This window comes from Flavobacterium sp. HBTb2-11-1, assembly GCF_009826975.1.
GTDB lineage: Bacteria > Bacteroidota > Bacteroidia > Flavobacteriales > Flavobacteriaceae > Flavobacterium.
In genome coordinates, this window is sequence record NZ_WUMO01000001.1 from 116867 (window position 1) to 138321 (window position 21455).

The following is a 21455-nucleotide window of genomic DNA, read 5'->3' on the forward strand; positions in this document are numbered from 1 at the left end:
AAGAAATCTGTTTTTATGTTGATTTTTAAGGTCTAATTAAGAAATCCGTTTTTTACAACCAGTTGTTTTGATGTTTTTATTTTTTTATGTGGTTTTTTTTTATTTAAATTTACAAATGTTAAACAAACACTTATAATTTAAAAACCACAAACATTGAAAATAGGCGAGATCTTATTTTCTAAAACCAAAAAACTAAAAAACCATGAAAAAACTATCACTGATATTGTTTGCTGCATTCTGCATTCAAAACATATCTGCACAGAAGGAATCCATAATTATTTCAGTAAAAAACGATGCTTCGGCGCCAACAATAGATAGAAATATATACGGTCATTTTGCTGAACATTTGGGACATTGTATTTACGGCGGATTTTTTGTTGGCGATACATCTAAAATTCCAAATACCAATGGAGTGCGAAATGATATTGTAAAAGCACTAAAAGATTTAAAGATTCCAAATTTAAGATGGCCTGGCGGATGTTTTGCCGATACATACCATTGGAAAGACGGAATAGGTCCTAAGGAACAGCGTCCAACAATAGTAAACCAATGGTGGGGAGGTGTTACGGAAGACAATAGCTTTGGGACACACGACTTTTTAAATATGTGTGAATTGCTTGGAGCAGAACCGTATTTGTCTGGAAATGTGGGAAGCGGAACAGTTCAGGAATTGGCTGACTGGGTGCAGTACACCAATTTTGGAGGTAAAAGTCCTATGAGTGACCTTCGCAAGAAAAATGGAAGAACCGAGCCTTGGAAAGTAAAATACTGGGGAATCGGAAATGAAGCTTGGGGCTGCGGAGGAAATATGACCGCAGATTATTATGCAGACGAATATAAAAAGTTTGCCACTTTTATGTCTGATTGGGGAAATACGGGCGGCATTACAAGAATTGCTTCTGGAGCCAACAGCTCTGATTACAATTGGACAGAAGTTTTAATGAAAAACATCCCTTTAAGTATGCTTGGTGGAGTTGGAGTGCATCATTATGCTGTAATCGATTGGGCAAAAAAAGGTTCAGATGTTGATTTTACCGAAAAAGAATATTTTCTTACCATGCAATCTGCCTTGAAAATGGAAGAATTAGTGACAAAACATGCTGCTGTTATGGATAAATATGATCCAGAAAAAAAAGTGGCGATGATTGTAGACGAATGGGGAGGCTGGTATGATGTTCAAAAAGGAACAAATCCAGGATTTTTATATCAGCAGAATACAATGAGAGATGCTGTCTTGGCTGGAGCAACATTAAATATTTTCAATAATCACGCAGACCGTGTTCGTATGGCAAATTTAGCGCAATGTGTTAATGTGCTTCAGGCTGTAATCTTAACAGACAAAGCCAAAATGATTACGACGCCGACTTACCATGTCATGAAAATGTACAGTGTACACCAAGATGCTAAATTGATTCCGATCGAATTTAAATCGCCATCTTATACTTTTAACGGACAAAGCATACCAGCAGTTTCTGCTTCGGCTTCAAAAGATGCAAGCGGATTGGTTCATATTTCGTTAGTGAATGTTGATGCCGTAAATAAAAATAAAGTTGAAATTGATGTGGCTTCGCTTGGCGCTAAAAACTATACCGCAAGTATAATTACAGCTTCAAAACTTCAGGATTATAACTCTTTCGAAAATCCAAATAAAATTATTCCTGTTGCTTTTAAAGGTTTTGAAAACAAAAAAGGAAAGTTAGAAATTACAATTCCGCCATTTTCGGTATTGGTTTTAGAGGGAAAATAACAGTTAAATAATTAAAATTTTTTCGGAACAGATGCGACTTTCTGGATTTTAGATAAAATAATCGCAATGTTATAAATGTATTGTTGACATTTATTTTTTGAAAAGGTGCTAAAATGCTGTTTTAATGCATTTATAGCAAAAATGAATTGTGCAATTTCAATTAAGTGTTTTTTGTACACTTATAAAATATTTATCTCTATATTTGTCAATATTTTAAAATAAAATACGAATGAAAAATTATGTAATAGGATTAGACTACGGAACAGATTCTGTTCGCGCGGTGCTTATTGATACAGAAAATGGGCAGGAGCTGGCATCGAATGTTTCTCATTACAAAAGATGGAAAAACAAGCAATATTGTGATGCTTCTATAAATCAGTTTCGCCAGCATCCTTTGGATCATATAGAAGGATTGGAAATTACGATTCAGAATGTTGTAAAAGAAAGTAAAGTAGAACCGTCATTAGTTCGTGGAATCTGTATCGACACAACAGGATCTTCTCCAGTTCCAGTTACAAAAGACGGAACACCATTGGCCCTGACAAAAGGTTTTGAAGAAAATCCAAATGCGATGATGGTTTTATGGAAAGACCATACTTCAATAAACGAAGCAAACGAAATTAACGAACTAGCAGTAAGCTGGGGCGGAGAAGACGTTACCAAATATGTGGGCGGAATTTATTCTTCTGAGTGGTTTTGGGCAAAAATTCTTCATATCGCAAGACAAGATCAAGCAGTTAGAAATGCAGCGCACACTTGGATGGAGCACTGCGATTTAATGACCTATTTATTAATTGAAGATAAAGATTTAAAAACTTTCAAAAGAAGCCGTTGCGCTGCAGGTCATAAAGCCATGTGGCATACAGACTGGAACGGATTACCGCCAGTTGAATTCTTAGAAAAATTACATCCATACTTAGCAGAGCTTCGCGGCAACTTATACGATGAAACCTATACATCAGATTTAGTTGCTGGAAAATTAAGCCAAGAATGGGCAGATCGTTTAGGACTTTCAACAGAAACAGTTGTAGCCGTTGGAACTTTCGACGCGCATTCAGGTGCAGTTGGAGCTAAAATTGGAGAAAATACTTTAGTTCGTGTTATGGGAACTTCAACTTGCGATATCCTAGTGGGTTCTTATGATGAAGTGGGAACAAAAACCGTTCGCGGAATCTGCGGACAAGTTGATGGTTCTGTTATTCCAGGATTTATCGGTTTAGAAGCGGGACAATCTGCTTTTGGTGATTTATTAGCTTGGTACAAAGAATTATTAATGTGGCCGACAGAACATTTATTAGCTTCTTCATCAACTTTAAATGATGCGCAAAAAGAACAATTAAGAGAAGAATTCAGCGATAAATTAATTGTGGAATTAACAAAAGAAGCAGAGAAAATCCCAGTTTCAGAAAGTCTTCCAATTGCTTTAGACTGGATTAATGGAAGAAGAACTCCAGATGCGAACCAAGAAGTAAAAAGTGCTATCTCTAACCTTTCTTTAGGAACAAAAGCACCACATATTTTCAAAGCTTTAGTAAACGCAATTTGTTTTGGAGCGAAGAAAATTGTAGATCGTTTTGAAGAAGAAGGTGTAAAAATCGACAGCGTTATCGGAATTGGCGGTGTTGCTCGTAAATCGCCTTTCATTATGCAGACTTTGGCAAATGTTTTAAACAAGCCAATTAAAATTGCGGCTTCAGACCAAACTCCAGCTTTAGGTGCGGCAATTTACGCAGCCGTTGCAGCCGGAATTTATCCAAACGTAATCGAAGCAAGCCAGAAAATCGGAAGTGATTTTGATGGAGAATATTTCCCTCAGACAGACAAAGTTGAAGCCTATCACAAACTGCTTTTAGGGTACGAAAAACTAAGTGCTTTTGCAGATCCAAACCTTAAAATATCGCAACATGAGCTCTCTTTATAAAGATTTAAAACAAGAGTGTTATGAAGCCAACATGCAACTAAATGCATTGAATTTGGTGGTATACACTTTTGGAAACGTAAGTGCCGTTGACCGAAAAAATGGTGTTTTTGCTATAAAGCCAAGCGGTGTTCCTTACGAAGATTTAAAACCGGAAGATATCGTAATTGTCGATTTTGACAATAATGTTATAGAAGGAAATCTGCGTCCGTCGTCAGATACTAAAACGCACGCCTATTTATACAAACATTGGCCAAATATTGGAGGCGTTGCGCATACTCACGCAACTTATTCTGTGGCTTGGGCGCAATCTCAATTGGATATTCCGATTTTCGGAACCACACATGCCGATCATTTAACGGCAGATATTCCATGCGCACCGCCAATGGCAGATTCTTTAATTGAAGGAAATTATGAACACAATACTGGAATTCAGATTCTGGATTGTTTCAAAGAAAAAAATCTTTCTTATGAAGAAGTAGAAATGATCCTTATTGGAAATCACGGTCCCTTTGCCTGGGGAAAAAACGCAGCAAAAGCGGTTTACAACAGTAAAGTTTTAGAAGTTGTAGCAGAAATGGCCTACCTGACTTTACAAATCAACCCAAACGCACCAAGATTAAAAGATTCCTTAATAAAGAAACATTACAACCGTAAACACGGAAAAGATTCGTACTACGGACAATAATGATTTTAGATTAAAGAAAATAGAATAAAGAACAAAGAGAAAAGATTTTAGTTAGTCGGGAACTTTTAGACAAAGAAAAACGATTTAACGGTTAAACAAATAAACGATTAAACATAATGATAGATATATCTCAAAAAGAAGTATGGTTTGTAGTAGGAAGCCAAGAATTATACGGTGAAGAAACGCTTAGAAAAGTAGCAGAACATTCACAGATTATTGCAAAAGGATTAGATGTTTCGTCTTCAATTCCAGTAAAGGTGGTTTACAAAGATGTGGTGAAATCGCCTTCACAGATTTTAGATGTATGTTTGGCGGCAAACTCAGCTAAAAACTGTATCGGAATTATTGCTTGGATGCATACTTTCTCTCCAGCAAAAATGTGGATTGGGGGTTTAAACATCCTTAAAAAACCATTATGCCACTTACATACACAATACAATGCTGAAATTCCGTGGGGAAGCATCGATATGGATTTCATGAACTTGAATCAATCGGCTCATGGAGATCGTGAATTCGGTTTCATCATGTCAAGATTGCGTAAAAAACGTAAAGTTGTAGTGGGGCACTGGGAAGATGAGAGAGTTCAGAAGAAATTAGGAATCTGGTCAAGAGTTGCTCTAGGATGGGACGAACTTCAAAACTTAAAAGTAGCTCGTATTGGAGACAATATGCGTGAAGTTGCCGTTACAGAAGGTGATAAAGTTGAGGCACAAATTCGTTTTGGCGTTTCGGTAAATGGATACGATTCTTCAGATGTGACTAAACATATAGAGAAAGTAACGGACAAACAATTAGCTGATTTATTAGCCGTTTATGAGTCTTCTTATAACTTGACAGATTCTTTAAAAGAAGGCGGCGCACAGAGAAGTTCATTAGTTGAGGCTGCAAAAATAGAACTAGGATTAAGAGCTTTCCTTGAAGAAGGAGGATTTGGTGCTTTCACTGATACATTTGAAAACCTTGGAGCTTGGAAACAATTGCCAGGAATTGCAACACAAAGATTAATGGCCGATGGTTATGGTTTCGGTGGAGAAGGAGACTGGAAAACCGCTGCAATGGTTAGAGCTTTAAAAGTAATGAATATTGGTCTTGAAGGCGGAACTTCTTTCATGGAAGATTATACGTACCATTTCACACCGCAAAAATCATATGTTTTAGGCTCTCACATGTTGGAAATCTGTCCTTCTATTGCTGACGGGAAACCTTCTTGCGAAGTGCATCCTTTAGGAATTGGAGGAAAAGAAGATCCAGCTCGTTTGGTATTTAATTCACCCGCAGGAGATGCCATCAATGTTTCTTTAGTTGATATGGGAACTCGTTTCCGTTTAATCGTGAACGAAGTTGAAGCAGTAAAACCAATGGCTGAATTACCAAAATTACCTGTTGCACGTGTTCTTTGGGATTGCAAACCAAATCTTGAAGTTGCAGCAACAGCCTGGATTTTAGCTGGTGGAGCGCATCATACCGTTTATAGCCAGTCAATCACAACTGAATACATGGAAGATTTCGCGGATATTGCGGGAATAGAATTATTGGTTATTGATGAAAAAACTACTGTAAGAGAGTTTAAAGATAAAATTAATGCCAACGAAACATATTACCATTTGTTTCAGCATGGCCTATAAGGCAGTAAAAAGTAATTTGTAAGATGTAAAATGTCAAAAAACTTAAAAAGGTAATTTTTACATTTTTAAAATGATTAAATTTCGCATCTGACATTTTACATCTAACATCTAACATTTAACCTTTTACAAACCAAAAAACGATTATTTATGAATGTATTAAAACGTTCCCTTTTCATACTAAGCATGCTAGGTATTGCTATAGTTACAGTTCAATGCAAAAGCGATAAAAAAATGGATAACACTACAGTTTCTTCAGATAAAAAAGGAGAAGTTACAATTGAAAAATCAGAATACGGAACAACAGCCAAAGGCGAAAAAGTGGAGAGCTATAAACTGAAAAACCAAAATGGGATGGAAGTGGACATCATCACTTTTGGAGGAAGAATTACCGATTTGAAAGTGCCCAATAAAGCTGGCGTTTCAGAAAATGTTGTACTCGGATTTAATTCTTTGGCACAATATGAAAAAGAAAATCCATTTTTTGGAGCTTTGATTGGAAGATTCGGAAACCGTATTGCTAAAGGAAAATTTACTTTAGACGGAAAAGAATATCAGTTAGCTATCAACAATGCGCCAAATGCTTTACACGGCGGTCCGCAAGGATTCTTCAATGTAGTTTGGAAAGCCGATGAGGTTAAATCTGGTGAAACGGCTTCTTTAAAATTATCTTATGTAAGTAAAGATATGGAAGAAGGTTATCCGGGAACTTTGAAAGTTTTTGTGACTTATACTTTGACAAAAGATAATCAGTTGGAAGTTTTATACGAAGCAACAACTGATAAGAAAACAGTTGTAAACTTAACACAGCATTCTTATTTCAATTTATCTGGAGATTTTACCAAAACCATCTTAGATCATGAATTGACTTTAAATGCTGATAAAATAGTTCCAGTTGATGCTGATTTAATTCCTACAGGAAAATTAGATGATGTTGCAGGTACTCCTTTTGATTTCAGAACTCCAAAATTAATTGGAAAAGACATCAATGCTAAAAATGATCAGTTAGAAAAAGGAAAAGGTTACGACCATTGCTGGGTATTGAACAATCCGGAAAAAGGAAAAACAATCATTGCAAAAGTATACCACGCAGCAAGCGGAAGAGTTATGGAAATGACAACAGACGAACCTGGAATTCAGTTCTACTCTGGAAATTTCCTTGACGGAACGTTGCCAATGCCAAACGGGGGTACTTTTGCACACAGAACAGGATTATGTTTAGAAACAGAGCATTATCCAGATTCTCCAAACCAAAAAAACTTCCCAACAACTGTTCTAAATCCAGGAGAAAATTATAAAACGAAAACTACTTTTAAGTTTTCAGTTCAAAAATAAATTTTAGAATTTAATTAATTTAGTAATTTTTTAAAACCTCGAAGGTATTTGCTTTCGAGGTTTTTTTATAAAAATTTTATAAGTAAAGACATTAATGTTTATTTTTGAAAAATAATTTTTTTCTTACATTTTTAAAATCAATAAATACAGCAAGATGAAATATCTTTTTTTAATTATAATTTTAGTCTACTCATTTAATTCTAGCGCCCAAACTATTGAGAAAGATTCAGTTTCTGGACTATATCAAGCACAGGGTATTTTAGAGTTTGAAAATCTTAAAGCAGATTTAATATTTTCGAAGGCTAAAGAATGGATTACTTTAAATTATAGATCGGCAAATGATGTAATTCAGCTTGCAGATAAAGAAAGTTTGAAAATCATTAATAAGGGCAATTTTAAATCTGACATGTTTATGAAAGAAGGTTCAATTTTTCATACTTTAATCTTAGAATTTAAAGATGGAAAGTTACGATATACTTATACTGATTTCTCATATTATAGTAAAGGATCAGGTGAGTTAAGTTTTGAAAGTAAAAATTTAGCGTTCAAAAAATCTTTAATTAAATCTACAGAAAAGGACATAAAAGAATCAATTGAAAAGTTAAAAAAATATATACAAAATTCCAATAAAAAAGATGATTGGTAAAAGTAAAATTTTTTAATTGAGAAAAATGACTTTCAAACATACATTCAAAGCAAAATTAAACTGGAATTCCAGACAAAATCAAGAAGAATCGTCTAAAAGATTCTACAGCAAAACCCATCAAATTCAAATTGAAGGCAAACCCATTTTAGATGTTTCAGCTGCAAAAGCCTTCAAAGGTGATCCTGAATTATACAATCCCGAAGATTTATTGTTGAGTAGTTTAGTTTCCTGCCATATGATGTCCTATTTATACGTCTGTTCTCAAAACGGAATAGAAGTTTTAGAATATTCAGACAATGCAGAAACAACTTTAGAAGTAAATCCAGACGGAAGTGGACGTTTTATTGAAGCAAAATTATATCCAAAAGTAAAAATCTCAAATCCCGATCAAATAGAATTGGCGTTGGAATTGCATCATAAAGCAAATCAATTGTGTTTTATTGCTAATTCTTGTAATTTTCCTGTTTTGCATGAGGCGAGTTGCGAATAAATTATAATAAATAAATTTACTAACGTACAGAAAAGCGTACATTTGTACAAATTGATTATTATGAAAACAGTAAGCGTAACGGAATTTAGAGGAAATATTAAAAAGTATTTAGAAATAGCTGAATCTGAAAAGCTTGTTATACACAGAAGTAAAGGGCGTTCTTTTGTAATTGTTCCGTTAGATGAGGAAGATGATAGTTCGTTATTAAGTAAGGAACAGAAAACAGCAATTGATGAAGCCTTGGAAGATATAGCAAAAGGTAGAGTGCAATCCCATCAAGATGTTATGGATGAAACTAGAAAACGTTTTCCGCATTTATTCAATAGATAATTCATGGCAGAGGTAATTTGGACAAATGCAGCGAAAAATGATTATTGGAAAAATATTGAATATTTGCAAAGTGAATGGACTTTACAAGAGGTGTATAATTTTATAGATAAGACAGATGCCTTAATATTGTTATTGTTAAAGCAAAATTTAGTTTTTAAGCCTACAGATTACAAAGATGTATTTCATGTTCCTGTTACAAAACAAATAACATTATATTATAGAATCTTAGAAAATTACAATATTGAACTTTTAAGATTTTGGAACACCTATCAGAATCCTAAAAAATTAAAGTTATAATTTTACGGCTAAAATGAAACTAAAAAAACCTCTTCCGTTAAAGAAGAGGTTTTTAAGTACCCGGAGCCGGAGTCGAACCGGCACGGTTTCCCACAGGTGTTTGAGACCAGCGCGTCTACCAATTCCGCCATCCGGGCGTAGCAGACGAAAAAATAATCAAAAGCGATTATTTTAACGCAATAGAATGAAGTCATAAATGGCGCCATTCCTTTAACACGGTGCAAATGTAAAAAATAATTTTAAACGAACTACTAAAAATACTTAAATTTTTACTTTCAGTGTTCAATAAATTTTATAAATTTGCGGCTCGTTAAAACGAAGCACACACAACTAACTACATCCGAGACATTTATACGCTTTCTGCTTTATTTAAATAATAAAGTTGAATTGTAGAAAAGTAACGGAATAAAACAACAAATTACAATGTCGCACCTAGAACCAGAAGCTAAAATTTTTGCTTGTTCACAAAGTGTTTATCTTGCAGAAAAAATTGCAAAAGATTACGGGATTCCGTTAGGAAAAGTAACGATGTCAACGTATAGTGACGGAGAATTTCAGCCGTCTTACGAAGAATCAATTAGAGGTTTACGAGTATTTATCGTATGCTCAACTTTTCCAAGTGCAGATAATCTGATGGAATTGTTGTTAATGATTGATGCGGCAAAACGTGCATCAGCAAGACATATTACAGCTGTTATGCCTTATTTTGGTTGGGCAAGACAAGACAGAAAAGACAAACCAAGAGTTCCAATTGGAGCTAAATTAGTAGCAAATCTACTAACAGCTGCAGGAGCAACAAGAATCATGACAATGGATCTGCATGCAGATCAGATTCAAGGATTCTTTGAAAAACCGGTAGATCATTTATTTGCCTCTACTATCTTTTTACCATACGTAGAAAGTTTAAATTTAGAAAATCTGACAATTGCATCTCCGGATATGGGAGGTTCAAAAAGAGCATATGCTTACTCTAAGTTTTTAGAATCAGATGTAGTAATCTGTTACAAACAAAGAAAAGCAGCCAACGTTATCGATACTATGGAGCTTATTGGTGAAGTAAAAGGACGTAACGTAATCTTAGTAGACGACATGATCGATACAGGAGGAACTTTAGCGAAAGCGGCAGACCTAATGATCGAAAAAGGAGCGCTAAGTGTAAGAGCAATTTGTACGCATGCTATTTTATCTGGCGGAGCGTATGAGAAAATTGAAAACTCAAAACTAACAGAATTAATCGTAACCGATTCTATTCCGTTAAAGAGAGAATCAAAGAAAATAAAAGTGGTAAGCTGCGCGCCTCTATTTGCTGAGGTAATGCAAATGGTTCACCACAATAATTCCATCAGTGGAAAATTTATAATGTAGTCATTGCGAGGAACGAAGCAATCTTACTACACTAAGAATTAGAATATTTATTATTAATAACTATATTTTTTTTACAATGAAATCGATTACAATTAAAGGATCAGAAAGAGAAAGCGTGGGCAAAGTGTCAACTAAAGCCTTACGTAATGCTGGACAGGTACCTTGCGTTTTATACGGAGGAAACCAGGCAGTACACTTCTCTGCAGACGTTACTGCATTCAAAAACTTGGTTTACACTCCAAACGCTCACACAGTTGTGATCGAACTTGGAAAAGGAAAATCATTCAATGCAATTTTGCAAGATATCCAAGTTCACCCAGTAACTGACAAAATTTTACACATCGACTTCTTCCAATTATTTGATGATAAAGAAATCACAATGGAGGTTCCTGTGAAAATCGTTGGTACATCTAAAGGTGTTCTTGCGGGAGGTGTTTTACGTTTAAACCAACGTAAATTAAAAGTTAAAGCTTTACCAGCAAATCTTCCTGATTTTGTTGAAGCTGACATCACTCCACTTGAAATGGGTAACAAATTATACGTTACTAAAGTTGGAAAACCAGAGTACAAAATTATGCACCCAGACAACACTGTAGTTTGTCAAGTGAGAATCTCTCGTGCTGCTATGAAAGCTGCTCAAGAGGCTGCAAAAGCTGCAAAAGCTCCTGCAAAAGGAAAGAAAAAATAATTTTTTTCAAACTATACAAAAAGCCTCAATCTTTCGATTGGGGCTTTTTTTTGGCTTCTAAGTTTCTAAGATGCTAAGATTCTAAGGTTTTTGCTATGTAACGCTTCGACTCCGCTTAGCTTGACAAATATTGAACATGTCAGGCTGAGCGGAGTCGAAGCCAACTCAAAGTATGGAATTTAGGTTGTCGACCTTCTTTTTGTGGACCTTCGACTTCGCTCTGGATGACAAGAAGGACAAGAAATCTTAGTGTTCTTTGCGTAAACCCTTGCGAACTTTGCGGTTAAACCACGGCCAGTAAGAAATTATTTAATTGCCGCATTTTCAAATTATCTAATTATCCAATTGCCGCATTCTCTAATTAATCTTACTTTTGCAATCATGATAAAATGGATAACAAAAATGTTTTCATCAACATCAAAAGAAGAGAACAAAGAAGACAATATGAAGAAATATTTAATCGTAGGATTAGGAAATATCGGAGCCGAATACGTAAACACCAGACACAATATCGGATTTAAAGTGCTTGATTTTTTCGCTAAAAAAGAAGGGCTTTCATTCGAAACCGTAAAATTGGGCGCATTGGCTGAATATAAATTTAAAGGAAGAACTTTTTTTCTTTTAAAGCCAAACACTTACATGAATCTTAGTGGTAAAGCAGTAAAATACTGGATGGATAAGGAAAATATTCCGTTAGAGAACATTCTGGTTATTACAGACGATTTAAACCTTTCATTTGGCACAATCCGCATCAAACCAAAAGGAAGCGATGGCGGCCACAACGGACTTAAAAACATCAATTTAGTTCTTAATACGCAAAACTATACCCGCTATAGATTTGGTATCAGCGACCAATTTAAAAAAGGCCAGCAGGTAGATTATGTTTTAGGAGAATGGAATGCCGAAGAAGAAGCAAAATTGCCAGAGCGTTTAGAAACTTCTGCTGAAATTATAAAAACTTTCGGAACTGCTGGTTTAGAAAATACAATGACTACATTTAATGGAAAATAAAGATTTTCAGGTGTTTATATTCTAAAAATGTAAATTATCAGTGAATTTAATTTAATTATAACGAAATAGTATTTTCAATTCCAAAGTTAAATGTCTAAATTTGGAATAAATTATTATAAACCATAAAAATCATAATACCATGGCTTTTGAATTACCACAATTACCTTATGCATACGATGCATTAGAACCACATATTGATGCACGTACAATGGAAATCCATCATACAAAGCACCACAACGCATATACTACAAATCTTAACGCTGCTATTGCTGGAACAGATTTAGAAGGAAAAACTATCGAAAATATCTTAATCAACTTAGACAAATCTAACGCAGCAGTTCGTAACAATGGTGGAGGTTTTTACAATCACAATTTATTCTGGACTGTAATGTCTCCAAACGGAGGAGGATTGCCAACAGGTGATTTATTAGCTGCAATTGAGTCTTCTTTCGGATCATTCGAAGAATTTAAAGCAAAATTTGCTAAAGCTGGTGCTACGCAATTTGGTTCTGGATGGGCTTGGCTAACAGTTCAAAAAGGAGGAAAGTTAGAAGTTGTAGGTACTCCAAATCAAGATAATCCATTAATGCCAGAAGTTGCTGGTCACGGTGGAACTCCGATCTTAGGAATGGATGTTTGGGAGCACGCTTACTACTTAAACTATCAAAACAGAAGACCAGATTATATCGAAGCTTTCTTCAATGTAATTAACTGGACAGAAGTTGCTAGAAGATTTGCTTTAGAAAAATAAGAGAATAGAGTAAAGAATATAGAGAAAAGACGAGTGCCAAAGGTGCTCGTCTTTTTTTATCTATACATTTCGTATATAATCTTTACTCTATTTTCTTTTATTTATTCTCAAAAAAAGAGAAAATAAAAAAGGCGGAAAGAAGTTCCGCCTTTTTTGCCCCAAATCTACCATAAACTAACCTACTAATGTTATGGTCCAGTAAAGGTATGGCGGGAATTTTTATAAAGAAAAAAATTTAGATGAAATGCAATTATACTCGATAAAAAGACATTAATACGTTGATTGTCAATTTGTTAATAATTTACAATAAAAAAGGCGGAAGTTACTCCGCCTTTTTTGCCCCAAATCTACCATAAACTAACCTACTAACGTTATGGTCTAGTAAATGTATGACAGTTATTTTTTCGAGTAAAAATTTTTAGATGAAAGGTAAGTAAATCCGATGAAGAGATATAATCGGCTGTTTATAAATAGGTTGAGTTTATTTCAATAAAAAAGGTGGAATTGCTTCCACCCTTTTTGCCCCAAATCTACCATAAACTTAACCTACTAATGTTATGGTATCTCAAAAGTATCATAGCTTTTCAATTTCACCAAAGAAATGGGATGAACGGCAAAAAAAACCGATGAAATGCACTATTTAACCTTTTATTAGTATTTTATTAATACGCTCGAGCGTCTTTTCCTTCATAAAAATTCATGAAAGCACGATTTACAACTCTGTTTCCGCCAGGAGTTGGGTAATCTCCCGTAAAGTACCAATCACCTAAATTTTTAGGGCATGCTCTGTGTAAATCTTCTACTGTTTGGAAGATGATTTTTACCTCTGCATTTATTTCTGGTGAGCTTAGCATTTCTGCAATTTTATCTGAGATTTCTTCGTCAGTAAATTGATCGTATATTGCTGTAACATAATTCACAACATCTTTGTCTGCGAAATTTTCTTGAGCTTTACATTTGGCATAAACTTCGTCTACAATATGATAAAGGTTTCTTTCTTTTAATAAAGCAAGTGCTGCTCTAAAAGCAACTAAACCTTCTAGTTTTGCCATATCGATTCCGTAACAATCAGGGTAACGAATTTGAGGTGCCGATGAAACAATTACGATGCGCTTTGGTTTTAAACGATCCATCATTTTGATGATGCTCATTTTCAATGTAGTACCACGAACAATACTGTCGTCAATAATTACTAAGTTATCTTCTGGTTTAATTACGCCATAAGTAACATCGTAGACGTGAGCCACCAAATCGTCACGGCTGCTATCTTCTGTGATGAAAGTTCTAAGTTTAGCATCTTTAATAGCCACTTTCTCTGTGCGTATCTTTACAGATAAAAGCTCCTGAAGTGTTTCTGCAGTTAATGTGTTTCTATTTTCTAGAATGTAATTATTTTTTCTCTGATTTAAGAAATCCTGAGCAGCTTCAACTAAACCATAGAATGATGTTTCGGCTGTATTTGGAATATATGAGAAAACAGTGTTGTCTGTGTCGCTATCAATTGCTTTAAGAACAGCAGGTAAAATAAATTTTCCTAAATTTTTACGTTCTTGATAAATTTCAGCATCACTTCCTCTTGAGAAGTAGATTCTTTCGAAAGAACAAGCTTTTAAAGTAGTTGGTTCCAAGATTTGGTTCATAGTAACGTTACCATTTTTCTTGATAATCAATGCATTTCCTGGATTGATTTCCTGAACACTTTCAAAAGGAACATTAAATACAGTTTGAATAACTGGTCTTTCAGAAGCGACAACTACAACTTCGTCATCTTGATAATAATAAGCTGGACGAATTCCTGCAGGATCTCTAAAAACAAATGCGTCACCGTGACCTAGTAAACCAGCCATAGCATAACCTCCGTCTAAATTTTTCGCTGAACGAGCTAAGATTTTAGCAATATCCAAACGTTCTGCAATTACTGGAGAAGCTTCTCTTTTTGAGTAGCCTTCAGCTTTACAATCTTGGTATAACTGCATTACTTCTTTGTCTAAGAAGTGACCGATTTTTTCCATTACCGTAACGGTATCAGCCATTTCTTTTGGGTGCTGGCCAAGTTCAACCAAGTTTTCGAAAAGTTCTTTAACATTTGTCATGTTAAAGTTTCCTGCCAAAATCAGGTTACGGTGCATCCAGTTGCTTTGACGCAGGAATGGGTGAACGCTCTCGATGCTGTTTTTTCCAAAAGTTCCGTAACGAACGTGACCTAAAAACAATTCTCCAACATAAGGAATATTTGCTTTTAGCTCTTTCATGTTGTCTCCCAATTCTGGATGTGCTTTTAACTCCTCGCTGATTCTTTCATTGATTTGTTTAAAAACATCTTGTATAGGTTGTGCGTGATTAGAACGAACTCTACTAATGTAGCGCTGTCCTGGATCGACATCAAATTTAATGCTTGCAAAACCAGCTCCGTCTTGTCCACGGTTATGCTGTTTTTCCATCATTAAATACATCTTCTGGATTCCGTAGAAAGCAGTTCCGTATTTTTCTTTATAATATTCAAGCGGTTTAAGTAGTCTAACTAAAGCTATCCCACATTCGTGTTTTAAAGCGTCGCTCATTGTTTTTTGTTATTTGTGTGTTGTTGTAAGTTGTGTGTATTCGTAATAAAAAAGCCCCGTTTTATCGAGGCTCTTAGGCATTATATTTCTATGTCAAACTGAGTTAACGACTTAAATTGCTGTAATCGAATCGCTACCTCGGCTTTGCTTAATGATTCCATTCTTTCAGTTCCAAACTTCTCAACGCAGAAAGAAGCTAAATTTGAACCGTAAATAATTGCATTCTTCATGTTGTTAAACGAAATATTTTCGCTTTGCGCAATAAATCCAGAGAAACCACCTGCGAAAGTGTCTCCTGCTCCTGTTGGATCAAAAACATCTTCTAATGGTAAAGCCGGTGCAAAGAAAACTTCTCTGTTGTGGAATAAAAGTGCTCCGTGTTCTCCTTTTTTGATCACCACATATTTTGGTCCCATGTCTTGGATTTTAGCGGCAGCTTTTACTAATGAATATTCTCCTGAAAGTTGTCTTGCTTCTTCGTCATTGATTGTAATAACATCTACACGTTTAATAACGTCTAATAATTCTGGAAGAGCACAGTCCATCCAAAAGTTCATAGTGTCTAAAACTACTAATTTTGGTTTTTTCTCCATTTGATCTAAAACACTGCTTTGTACTAATGGGTGTAAGTTTCCTAACATTACAACATCAGCATCTTTGTAGTTTTGAGGAACTTTTGGCTGAAAATCAGCTAAAACGTTCAACTCAGTTACAAGAGTATCTCTAGAATTTAAATCGTTGTGGTATAAACCGCTCCAGAAAAAAGTCTTTCCTCCTTTTACAATTTCGATACCAGAGATATCAATATTTTTTGAAGTTAAAAGATCCAAATGTTCTTGAGGGAAATCGTCGCCAACTACAGAAACAATGGCCGATTGCAAGTTAAAAAATGACGCTGATAATCCGATGTACGTTGCAGCACCACCTAATATTTTATCTGTTTTTCCGAAAGGAGTTTCAATAGCGTCGAAAGCAACTGTTCCAACAATCAATAGTTTATTCATTTTATGAATTTCGAATTAGGGTGCAAAGATACTTCATAAGTTACAATCTTGCAACGGTTTAGGTTCTCAAAATTTTCTTAAAAAAATGACAACGATTTCGAAGTAAAACTATTGTAAATGAATGGGTTAAAATTGATTTTTAGCAGTGTTTATAATAGGCTTTTTGAATTTAGGATGCAAGTTTTTTGAAAATAATTGCGAATATTTTACAGATTATATTTCTTATCAAAATAATTCTTCAAAATACCAACCTGAACCAAAATCATAATTGGAACAATCAAAATGGCATATAAGATGTTTTTAGAAAAATGAATTCTAGAAAATGCTGTTGAGATTCTATCAGAATATAATTTCCCGATTACGTCAATTTTAAAATCATTATTCGAAACAGAAAACAGAGAAACATAAAGCACTAATGCCGCCACAGCTAAGCCAATCGTAATCCAGATTGGTTTAGAAATTAAAGGTTTGTATGCTTTGAGTTTTTTCTCTTCTAGTATATGAACTTCAGCCATTATTTTTGAAGTGAAATCTACTGATGGTGACTGCAGTTTTTCTTCAGCCATCATTTTCTTAATAAGTTGGTCTATATTTTTATCGCTCTCTCTCATAACATTCTATTATTTCTGGTTCTAACTGCTGTCTCAAAATTACGGCTAATTTCTGTCGGCTCCTAAATAATTTCACTTTTGCATTATTGGCCGATATATTCATGATCTTTCCAATTTCTTCTAAACTCTGATCATCAAAATAAAATAAGGTTAAAAGGAAATTTTCATCACTTGGCAATAAAGTCAAACATTTCTGAATGGTCTGCTTTCGTTCATTTTCTTCTAATGCGCTTAAAGCATTGTCCATTGTTTTGATTAAATGAGACGAAAAATCATCAATAGAAATATTCAAATCTTCTTTTTTGTTTTTCTTTAAACGGTCTAGACAAGTATTATAGGCAATTTTATAAATCCAAGTTGAGAACTTAGATTCTCCTTTAAATTTTGTCAGCGAACTATAAATTTTTATAAAAGTATCCTGTGTAACTTCTTCTGCTTCTTCCCGATTTTTAACCATTTTTAGAGCCAGCGTAAAGATCATATCTTTATAACGATCTACAAGAACGGCAAAAGCACTGGTCTCGCCCTTTAGGATTTTATCGATATAATGTTGATCAGTTAATGTGCTCATAATTATATAGGACGACAGAATGTTAATTTAGGTTACAAGAAATTGAAAATAAATTCCAAAAAGCAAATCCCAAATTCCAATCTAATTAACTATCAGAGTTAAATTCAGATTATACATATTATATATATAGTATAAGCTTTTAGAAAGATTCAACTTTGACAAAGTTTTTTAGAGTCAAAATTAATTGATTATCAGTAAGTTTTGGAATTTGGAGTTTAGAAATTGGAATTTATTTTAAAATTCTTGTAACCTCAATTTAAAAACCCTCGTCATATGAGGTATATCAATCAATTAAAAACATAAAATATCATGGACGAAAAAATTTTAATTCCAATCAGTCTTTTCTTAATGATCTTCGGAATCGTTTATTTAATTTATTCAACAAGAAACAGAGAGCGTCTGGCTCTAATAGAAAAAGGGGTAGATGCCAGTATCTTTTTGCAAGGAAAGGGAAGTGGAGTTCCAGCTTGGAAAATCTTTGTAGTAAATCTAGCATTCTTATTAATAGGAAGCGGTGTTGGAATTTTTCTTGCGCTATTAATCACCACTTATACATCTCTTAATGATGGTGCGGTTTATCCTTCAATTATTTTTATAATGTCAGGAATCGGACTTTTGACAGGATTTAAAACTGCAAAAGACTTAGATAAAGAATAAAATTGAAATTAGTAATTTGAGTATAACGTATCGAGAATTTAGGTTTTCGATACGTTATCTTTTTTATAGCAACTTAGAATCGATGTTTTCGTAATAAGAATCGATTGAAAGTTTGGGTTGCATAGATGCCATTACGGCCAGTTGATCACAGCGTTCGTTTTGCGGATGGTTGTTATGTCCCTTAATCCATTTAAAATCGACTTGATGTTTGCGGTAGACGATTAAAAAGCGTTTCCAAAGATCTGCATTTTTTCTTCCAGCAAAACCTTTTTTCTCCCAGCCAAGCACCCATTTCTTTTCAACAGAATCGACAACATATTTAGAGTCCGAAACCACAAGGACTTTCATGTTGGGTTTTTTCAGTTTTTCTAACCCCACAATTACAGCCAAAAGTTCCATCCTATTATTAGTAGTCAGACGAAAGCCTTCGTAGAATTCTTTTTTGTGCGGAGTGCCCACCAGTTCCATCACGACCCCATAACCGCCATTTCCTGGATTTCCCTTTGCCGCGCCATCGGTATATATATGTACTTCGTGATTCATTTTATTTTAGACTGCTTAGATTTTAGATTTTTAGACTTTTAGGTTTTTCTTTTTTAGACATTAAACATCTTTAGATTTTAGACTGCTTAGATTTTTAAAAATGCTTTAGATTAAAATCTAAGTAGTCTTATGTCTAAGAAGTCTAATAGTTTAAATTTCTAATAATCTATGTATGATTTCTGGAAAATGTTTTTGTTCCAGCTCATGAATCTTTTCTGCAACTGTTTCTGGAGTGTCTTCATCTGTCAAAGCCACATTTGCCTGAAAGATGATAGCGCCTTCGTCGTAGTTTTCGTTAACATAATGAATAGATATTCCAGTTTCCTTTTCCTTATTATTTATAATTGCTCTATGGATGTGCATTCCATACATTCCTTTGCCCCCATAATTAGGTAAAAGTGCAGGATGGATATTGATTATTTTATTTGGATATTGTTCAATTATGTTTTCTGGGAATTTGAGTAGAAAACCAGCCAAAACTATCAAATCCGGGTCGATTTTTTGTATTTTTTGTAGCACTTTTCTTTCTAAAAGTTCGTTTTTTTCGAAGATTTCGACTGGAATTTGATGATTTTTTGCTCTTTCAATCACTTTTGCCGAAGCATTATTTGTAAAGACCGAAACGACCTTTGCAATTTCAGTGTTCGAAAAATATTTTATAATGTTCTCTGCGTTAGTTCCTGATCCTGAGGCAAAAACGATAATTTTTTTCATAAAGTTGTGTGTTTTGAGAGTGCAAAAAACGGAATAAAAATCGAAAATAAATAGCTTTAAAAGACCTTTCTTGAAATTAATTTTATAAATTAGTGTCACATTTATAAACTAAATAGTTGTTTTAAAATAAAGTTTTTTATTTTTGCCAACAAATTAAATTCTAAAATTAAAGATTATGTCAGACATTGCATCAAGAGTAAAAGCGATTATCGTAGACAAATTAGGTGTTGACGAAAACGAAGTTGTAACAGAAGCAAGCTTCACTAATGATTTAGGAGCTGACTCACTAGACACTGTTGAGCTTATTATGGAATTCGAAAAAGAATTTGATATTCAAATTCCAGACGATCAAGCAGAAAACATTGCTACTGTTGGTCAAGCTATTTCTTATATCGAAGAAGCAAAAAAATAATAATACCACACCCGAATTCTAAAAAATCTCAAAATTTGAATATCCAAATCCCAAAATTGGAATTTGTTTTTTAAAGAATTGGAATTTCTAGAAATCGGGTGTTATTATTTTTTAAATTTAAATTTCGATTGATTTTTCAATCAAAAAGATATATTTATATTGTAATTCCCATGGCTCTTAAATAACTATAAGTTAAGAAAGCGTGGGTTTTATTTGTTTAAAGTACAAAACACATATTTATGGCATTAAGGCGAGTTGTTGTAACAGGATTAGGTGCACTTACTCCTATTGGGAATAATATCCAAGAATATTGGAATGCACTTGTGAATGGAGTTAGCGGAGCCGCTCCAATCACATATTATGATACCGAGAAACACAAAACGAAATTTGCCTGCGAAGTAAAAAACTTCAATATTGAAGATTACATGGATCGCAAGGAATCTCGTAGATTAGATAAATTTGCACAATACGCAATTGCTGCCAGTGATGAAGCTATTAAAGATGCTGGAATCACAAATGATAACGTAAACAAACAAAGAGTTGGTGTTATCTGGGGAGCAGGAATTGGAGGTTTAGAGACTTTCCAAGATGAAGTATTGTATTATGCAAAAGGTGATGGAACTCCAAAGTTCAATCCTTTCTTTATTCCTAAAATGATTGCCGATATTGCTCCTGCACATATTTCTATGCGTAACGGGTATATGGGACCAAATTATACTACGGTTTCTGCTTGTGCATCTTCTGCAAATGCATTAATCGATGCCTTCAATTACATTCGTTTAGGAATGTGCGATGTTATTGTTTCTGGTGGTTCTGAAGCTGCTGTTACAATTGCAGGTATGGGAGGATTTAGCTCAATGCACGCTTTATCTACAAGAAACGAAAGCCCAGAAACAGCTTCTAGACCTTTTGATGCAACCAGAGATGGTTTCGTTTTAGGTGAAGGAGCAGGAGCTTTAGTTCTTGAAGAGTATGAACATGCTAAAGCAAGAGGGGCAAAAATCTATTGCGAAATTGGCGGTGGCGGTATGTCGTCTGATGCTTACCACTTAACTGCACCACATCCGGAAGGAATTGGAGTTATCGCAGTAATGGAAAACACATTGAGAGATGCTGGAATGACTCCCGATCAAGTGGATCATATCAATACTCACGGAACTTCTACGCCATTAGGAGACGTTGCTGAATTAAAAGCAATTAGTGCTGTTTTTGGTGATCATGCTAAAAACATCAACATTAACTCTACAAAATCTATGACAGGACACTTATTGGGTGCAGCTGGAGCTATTGAAGCTATTGCTTCTATCTTGGCAATGCAGCACGGAATTGTTCCTCCAACGATTAACCATACAGTTGTTGACGAAAACATTGATCCATCTTTAAATCTTACTCTAAACAAACCTCAAAAAAGAGAAGTAAATGTTGCTATGAGTAATACATTTGGTTTTGGTGGACACAATGCTTGCGTATTGTTTAAAAAACTAGCTGATTAAT

22 protein-coding genes and 1 tRNA gene are annotated in these 21455 nt (G+C 34.5%); 16 read left to right on the forward strand and 7 right to left on the reverse strand.

Going from position 1 to position 21455, the window contains the following annotated elements; genetic code table 11:
- Positions 1-202 precede the first annotated feature (202 nt).
- The 9 genes from GR162_RS00570 (at position 203) to GR162_RS00610 (ending at position 9073) form a co-directional block, all read left to right on the forward strand.
- On the forward strand, positions 203-1747 hold the full coding sequence (locus tag GR162_RS00570) for an alpha-N-arabinofuranosidase (protein WP_160780606.1): 1545 nt from the start codon (positions 203-205) through the stop codon (positions 1745-1747).
- 229 nt (positions 1748-1976) lie between these two features.
- Positions 1977-3668 (forward strand): ribulokinase, encoded by a 1692-nt coding sequence (locus tag GR162_RS00575; protein WP_160780607.1) that lies wholly within the window; start codon positions 1977-1979, stop codon positions 3666-3668.
- Positions 3652-4353, forward strand: a complete 702-nt coding sequence (locus GR162_RS00580) for an L-ribulose-5-phosphate 4-epimerase (RefSeq protein WP_008465939.1) — start codon at positions 3652-3654, stop codon at positions 4351-4353. The genes GR162_RS00575 and GR162_RS00580 overlap by 17 nt, the downstream gene beginning before the upstream one ends.
- 116 nt (positions 4354-4469) lie before the next feature.
- On the forward strand, positions 4470-5978 hold the full coding sequence (araA, locus tag GR162_RS00585; protein WP_160780608.1) for an L-arabinose isomerase: 1509 nt from the start codon (positions 4470-4472) through the stop codon (positions 5976-5978).
- Between the two features lie 147 nt (positions 5979-6125).
- Complete coding sequence (locus tag GR162_RS00590; protein ID WP_160780609.1) at positions 6126-7310, forward strand: aldose epimerase family protein; 1185 nt, start codon at positions 6126-6128, stop codon at positions 7308-7310.
- A gap of 154 nt (positions 7311-7464) precedes the next feature.
- Positions 7465-7956, forward strand: coding sequence for a DUF4468 domain-containing protein (locus GR162_RS00595; RefSeq protein WP_160780610.1), 492 nt, complete (start codon positions 7465-7467; stop codon positions 7954-7956).
- Positions 7957-7981: 25 nt separating this feature from the next.
- Positions 7982-8446, forward strand: coding sequence for an OsmC family protein (locus tag GR162_RS00600; RefSeq protein WP_160780611.1), 465 nt, complete (start codon positions 7982-7984; stop codon positions 8444-8446).
- A gap of 60 nt (positions 8447-8506) precedes the next feature.
- Positions 8507-8776: a type II toxin-antitoxin system Phd/YefM family antitoxin gene (locus GR162_RS00605; RefSeq protein WP_160780612.1), complete on the forward strand. Its 270-nt coding sequence runs from the start codon at positions 8507-8509 to the stop codon at positions 8774-8776.
- Positions 8777-8779: 3 nt separating this feature from the next.
- Complete coding sequence (locus tag GR162_RS00610; protein WP_160780613.1) at positions 8780-9073, forward strand: type II toxin-antitoxin system RelE/ParE family toxin; 294 nt, start codon at positions 8780-8782, stop codon at positions 9071-9073.
- A 57-nt stretch (positions 9074-9130) separates the two neighbouring features.
- Here GR162_RS00610 and GR162_RS00615 read toward each other — a convergent pair.
- Positions 9131-9210, reverse strand: a tRNA-Leu gene (locus tag GR162_RS00615).
- A 286-nt stretch (positions 9211-9496) separates the two neighbouring features.
- Here GR162_RS00615 and GR162_RS00620 point away from each other — a divergent pair.
- The 4 genes from GR162_RS00620 (at position 9497) to GR162_RS00635 (ending at position 12888) form a co-directional block, all read left to right on the forward strand.
- A complete protein-coding gene (locus GR162_RS00620; RefSeq protein ID WP_008465976.1) occupies positions 9497-10438 on the forward strand; it encodes a ribose-phosphate pyrophosphokinase in 942 nt (313 codons plus the stop codon).
- 76 nt (positions 10439-10514) lie between these two features.
- On the forward strand, positions 10515-11126 hold the full coding sequence (locus tag GR162_RS00625) for a 50S ribosomal protein L25/general stress protein Ctc (protein ID WP_008465977.1): 612 nt from the start codon (positions 10515-10517) through the stop codon (positions 11124-11126).
- A gap of 381 nt (positions 11127-11507) precedes the next feature.
- Positions 11508-12137 (forward strand): aminoacyl-tRNA hydrolase, encoded by a 630-nt coding sequence (gene pth, locus GR162_RS00630; protein ID WP_119788853.1) that lies wholly within the window; start codon positions 11508-11510, stop codon positions 12135-12137.
- A 139-nt stretch (positions 12138-12276) separates the two neighbouring features.
- On the forward strand, positions 12277-12888 hold the full coding sequence (locus GR162_RS00635; RefSeq protein ID WP_008465979.1) for a superoxide dismutase: 612 nt from the start codon (positions 12277-12279) through the stop codon (positions 12886-12888).
- A 662-nt stretch (positions 12889-13550) separates the two neighbouring features.
- Here the strand turns inward: GR162_RS00635 and GR162_RS00640 are convergent.
- The 4 genes from GR162_RS00640 to GR162_RS00655 all read right to left on the reverse strand — a co-directional run bounded on the left by GR162_RS00640 (position 13551) and on the right by GR162_RS00655 (position 17635).
- A complete protein-coding gene (locus GR162_RS00640; RefSeq protein ID WP_008465986.1) occupies positions 13551-15449 on the reverse strand; it encodes an amidophosphoribosyltransferase in 1899 nt (632 codons plus the stop codon).
- Positions 15450-15529: 80 nt separating this feature from the next.
- Complete coding sequence (locus tag GR162_RS00645; protein ID WP_008465988.1) at positions 15530-16453, reverse strand: PfkB family carbohydrate kinase; 924 nt, start codon at positions 16451-16453, stop codon at positions 15530-15532.
- A gap of 206 nt (positions 16454-16659) precedes the next feature.
- Positions 16660-17064: a hypothetical protein gene (locus GR162_RS00650; protein WP_008465990.1), complete on the reverse strand. Its 405-nt coding sequence runs from the start codon at positions 17062-17064 to the stop codon at positions 16660-16662.
- Complete coding sequence (locus tag GR162_RS00655; protein WP_008465991.1) at positions 17048-17635, reverse strand: RNA polymerase sigma factor; 588 nt, start codon at positions 17633-17635, stop codon at positions 17048-17050. Before GR162_RS00655 ends, GR162_RS00650 begins: the two co-directional genes overlap by 17 nt.
- Before the next feature lie 309 nt (positions 17636-17944).
- Between GR162_RS00655 and GR162_RS00660 the strand changes: the two genes are divergently transcribed.
- On the forward strand, positions 17945-18292 hold the full coding sequence (locus GR162_RS00660; RefSeq protein ID WP_008465992.1) for a DUF6249 domain-containing protein: 348 nt from the start codon (positions 17945-17947) through the stop codon (positions 18290-18292).
- Between the two features lie 63 nt (positions 18293-18355).
- On the opposite strand, the gene rnhA is transcribed toward GR162_RS00660, so the two are convergent.
- The gene (rnhA, locus tag GR162_RS00665; RefSeq protein ID WP_008465993.1) at positions 18356-18835 is read right to left on the reverse strand and encodes a ribonuclease HI; all 480 of its coding nucleotides are present in this window, start codon (positions 18833-18835) and stop codon (positions 18356-18358) included.
- A gap of 150 nt (positions 18836-18985) precedes the next feature.
- Positions 18986-19549, reverse strand: coding sequence for a phosphoribosylglycinamide formyltransferase (gene purN / locus GR162_RS00670; protein WP_008465995.1), 564 nt, complete (start codon positions 19547-19549; stop codon positions 18986-18988).
- 175 nt (positions 19550-19724) lie between these two features.
- Here purN and GR162_RS00675 point away from each other — a divergent pair, with 175 nt between their 5' ends.
- Together GR162_RS00675 and fabF are read left to right on the forward strand one after the other, a co-directional pair.
- On the forward strand, positions 19725-19961 hold the full coding sequence (locus GR162_RS00675) for an acyl carrier protein (RefSeq protein WP_007137004.1): 237 nt from the start codon (positions 19725-19727) through the stop codon (positions 19959-19961).
- A gap of 239 nt (positions 19962-20200) precedes the next feature.
- Positions 20201-21454, forward strand: a complete 1254-nt coding sequence (gene fabF, locus GR162_RS00680; RefSeq protein ID WP_008465997.1) for a beta-ketoacyl-ACP synthase II — start codon at positions 20201-20203, stop codon at positions 21452-21454.
- Position 21455: the final 1 nt, after the last annotated feature.

Excerpts from the sequence above, each read along its gene's own strand:
- GR162_RS00570 (WP_160780606.1), top strand. The coding sequence starts at position 203 with ATGAAAAAACTATCACTGATATTGTTTGCTGCATTCTGCATTCAAAAC.
- GR162_RS00575 (WP_160780607.1), top strand. The coding sequence starts at position 1,977 with ATGAAAAATTATGTAATAGGATTAGACTACGGAACAGATTCTGTTCGC.
- GR162_RS00580 (WP_008465939.1), top strand. The coding sequence starts at position 3,652 with ATGAGCTCTCTTTATAAAGATTTAAAACAAGAGTGTTATGAAGCCAAC.
- araA (WP_160780608.1), top strand. The coding sequence starts at position 4,470 with ATGATAGATATATCTCAAAAAGAAGTATGGTTTGTAGTAGGAAGCCAA.
- GR162_RS00590 (WP_160780609.1), top strand. The coding sequence starts at position 6,126 with ATGAATGTATTAAAACGTTCCCTTTTCATACTAAGCATGCTAGGTATT.
- GR162_RS00595 (WP_160780610.1), top strand. The coding sequence starts at position 7,465 with ATGAAATATCTTTTTTTAATTATAATTTTAGTCTACTCATTTAATTCT.
- GR162_RS00600 (WP_160780611.1), top strand. The coding sequence starts at position 7,982 with ATGACTTTCAAACATACATTCAAAGCAAAATTAAACTGGAATTCCAGA.
- GR162_RS00605 (WP_160780612.1), top strand. The coding sequence starts at position 8,507 with ATGAAAACAGTAAGCGTAACGGAATTTAGAGGAAATATTAAAAAGTAT.
- GR162_RS00610 (WP_160780613.1), top strand. The coding sequence starts at position 8,780 with ATGGCAGAGGTAATTTGGACAAATGCAGCGAAAAATGATTATTGGAAA.
- GR162_RS00620 (WP_008465976.1), top strand. The coding sequence starts at position 9,497 with ATGTCGCACCTAGAACCAGAAGCTAAAATTTTTGCTTGTTCACAAAGT.
- GR162_RS00625 (WP_008465977.1), top strand. The coding sequence starts at position 10,515 with ATGAAATCGATTACAATTAAAGGATCAGAAAGAGAAAGCGTGGGCAAA.
- pth (WP_119788853.1), top strand. The coding sequence starts at position 11,508 with ATGATAAAATGGATAACAAAAATGTTTTCATCAACATCAAAAGAAGAG.
- GR162_RS00635 (WP_008465979.1), top strand. The coding sequence starts at position 12,277 with ATGGCTTTTGAATTACCACAATTACCTTATGCATACGATGCATTAGAA.
- GR162_RS00640 (WP_008465986.1), bottom strand. The coding sequence starts at position 15,449 with ATGAGCGACGCTTTAAAACACGAATGTGGGATAGCTTTAGTTAGACTA.
- GR162_RS00645 (WP_008465988.1), bottom strand. The coding sequence starts at position 16,453 with ATGAATAAACTATTGATTGTTGGAACAGTTGCTTTCGACGCTATTGAA.
- GR162_RS00650 (WP_008465990.1), bottom strand. The coding sequence starts at position 17,064 with ATGAGAGAGAGCGATAAAAATATAGACCAACTTATTAAGAAAATGATG.
- GR162_RS00655 (WP_008465991.1), bottom strand. The coding sequence starts at position 17,635 with ATGAGCACATTAACTGATCAACATTATATCGATAAAATCCTAAAGGGC.
- GR162_RS00660 (WP_008465992.1), top strand. The coding sequence starts at position 17,945 with ATGGACGAAAAAATTTTAATTCCAATCAGTCTTTTCTTAATGATCTTC.
- rnhA (WP_008465993.1), bottom strand. The coding sequence starts at position 18,835 with ATGAATCACGAAGTACATATATATACCGATGGCGCGGCAAAGGGAAAT.
- purN (WP_008465995.1), bottom strand. The coding sequence starts at position 19,549 with ATGAAAAAAATTATCGTTTTTGCCTCAGGATCAGGAACTAACGCAGAG.
- GR162_RS00675 (WP_007137004.1), top strand. The coding sequence starts at position 19,725 with ATGTCAGACATTGCATCAAGAGTAAAAGCGATTATCGTAGACAAATTA.
- fabF (WP_008465997.1), top strand. The coding sequence starts at position 20,201 with ATGGCATTAAGGCGAGTTGTTGTAACAGGATTAGGTGCACTTACTCCT.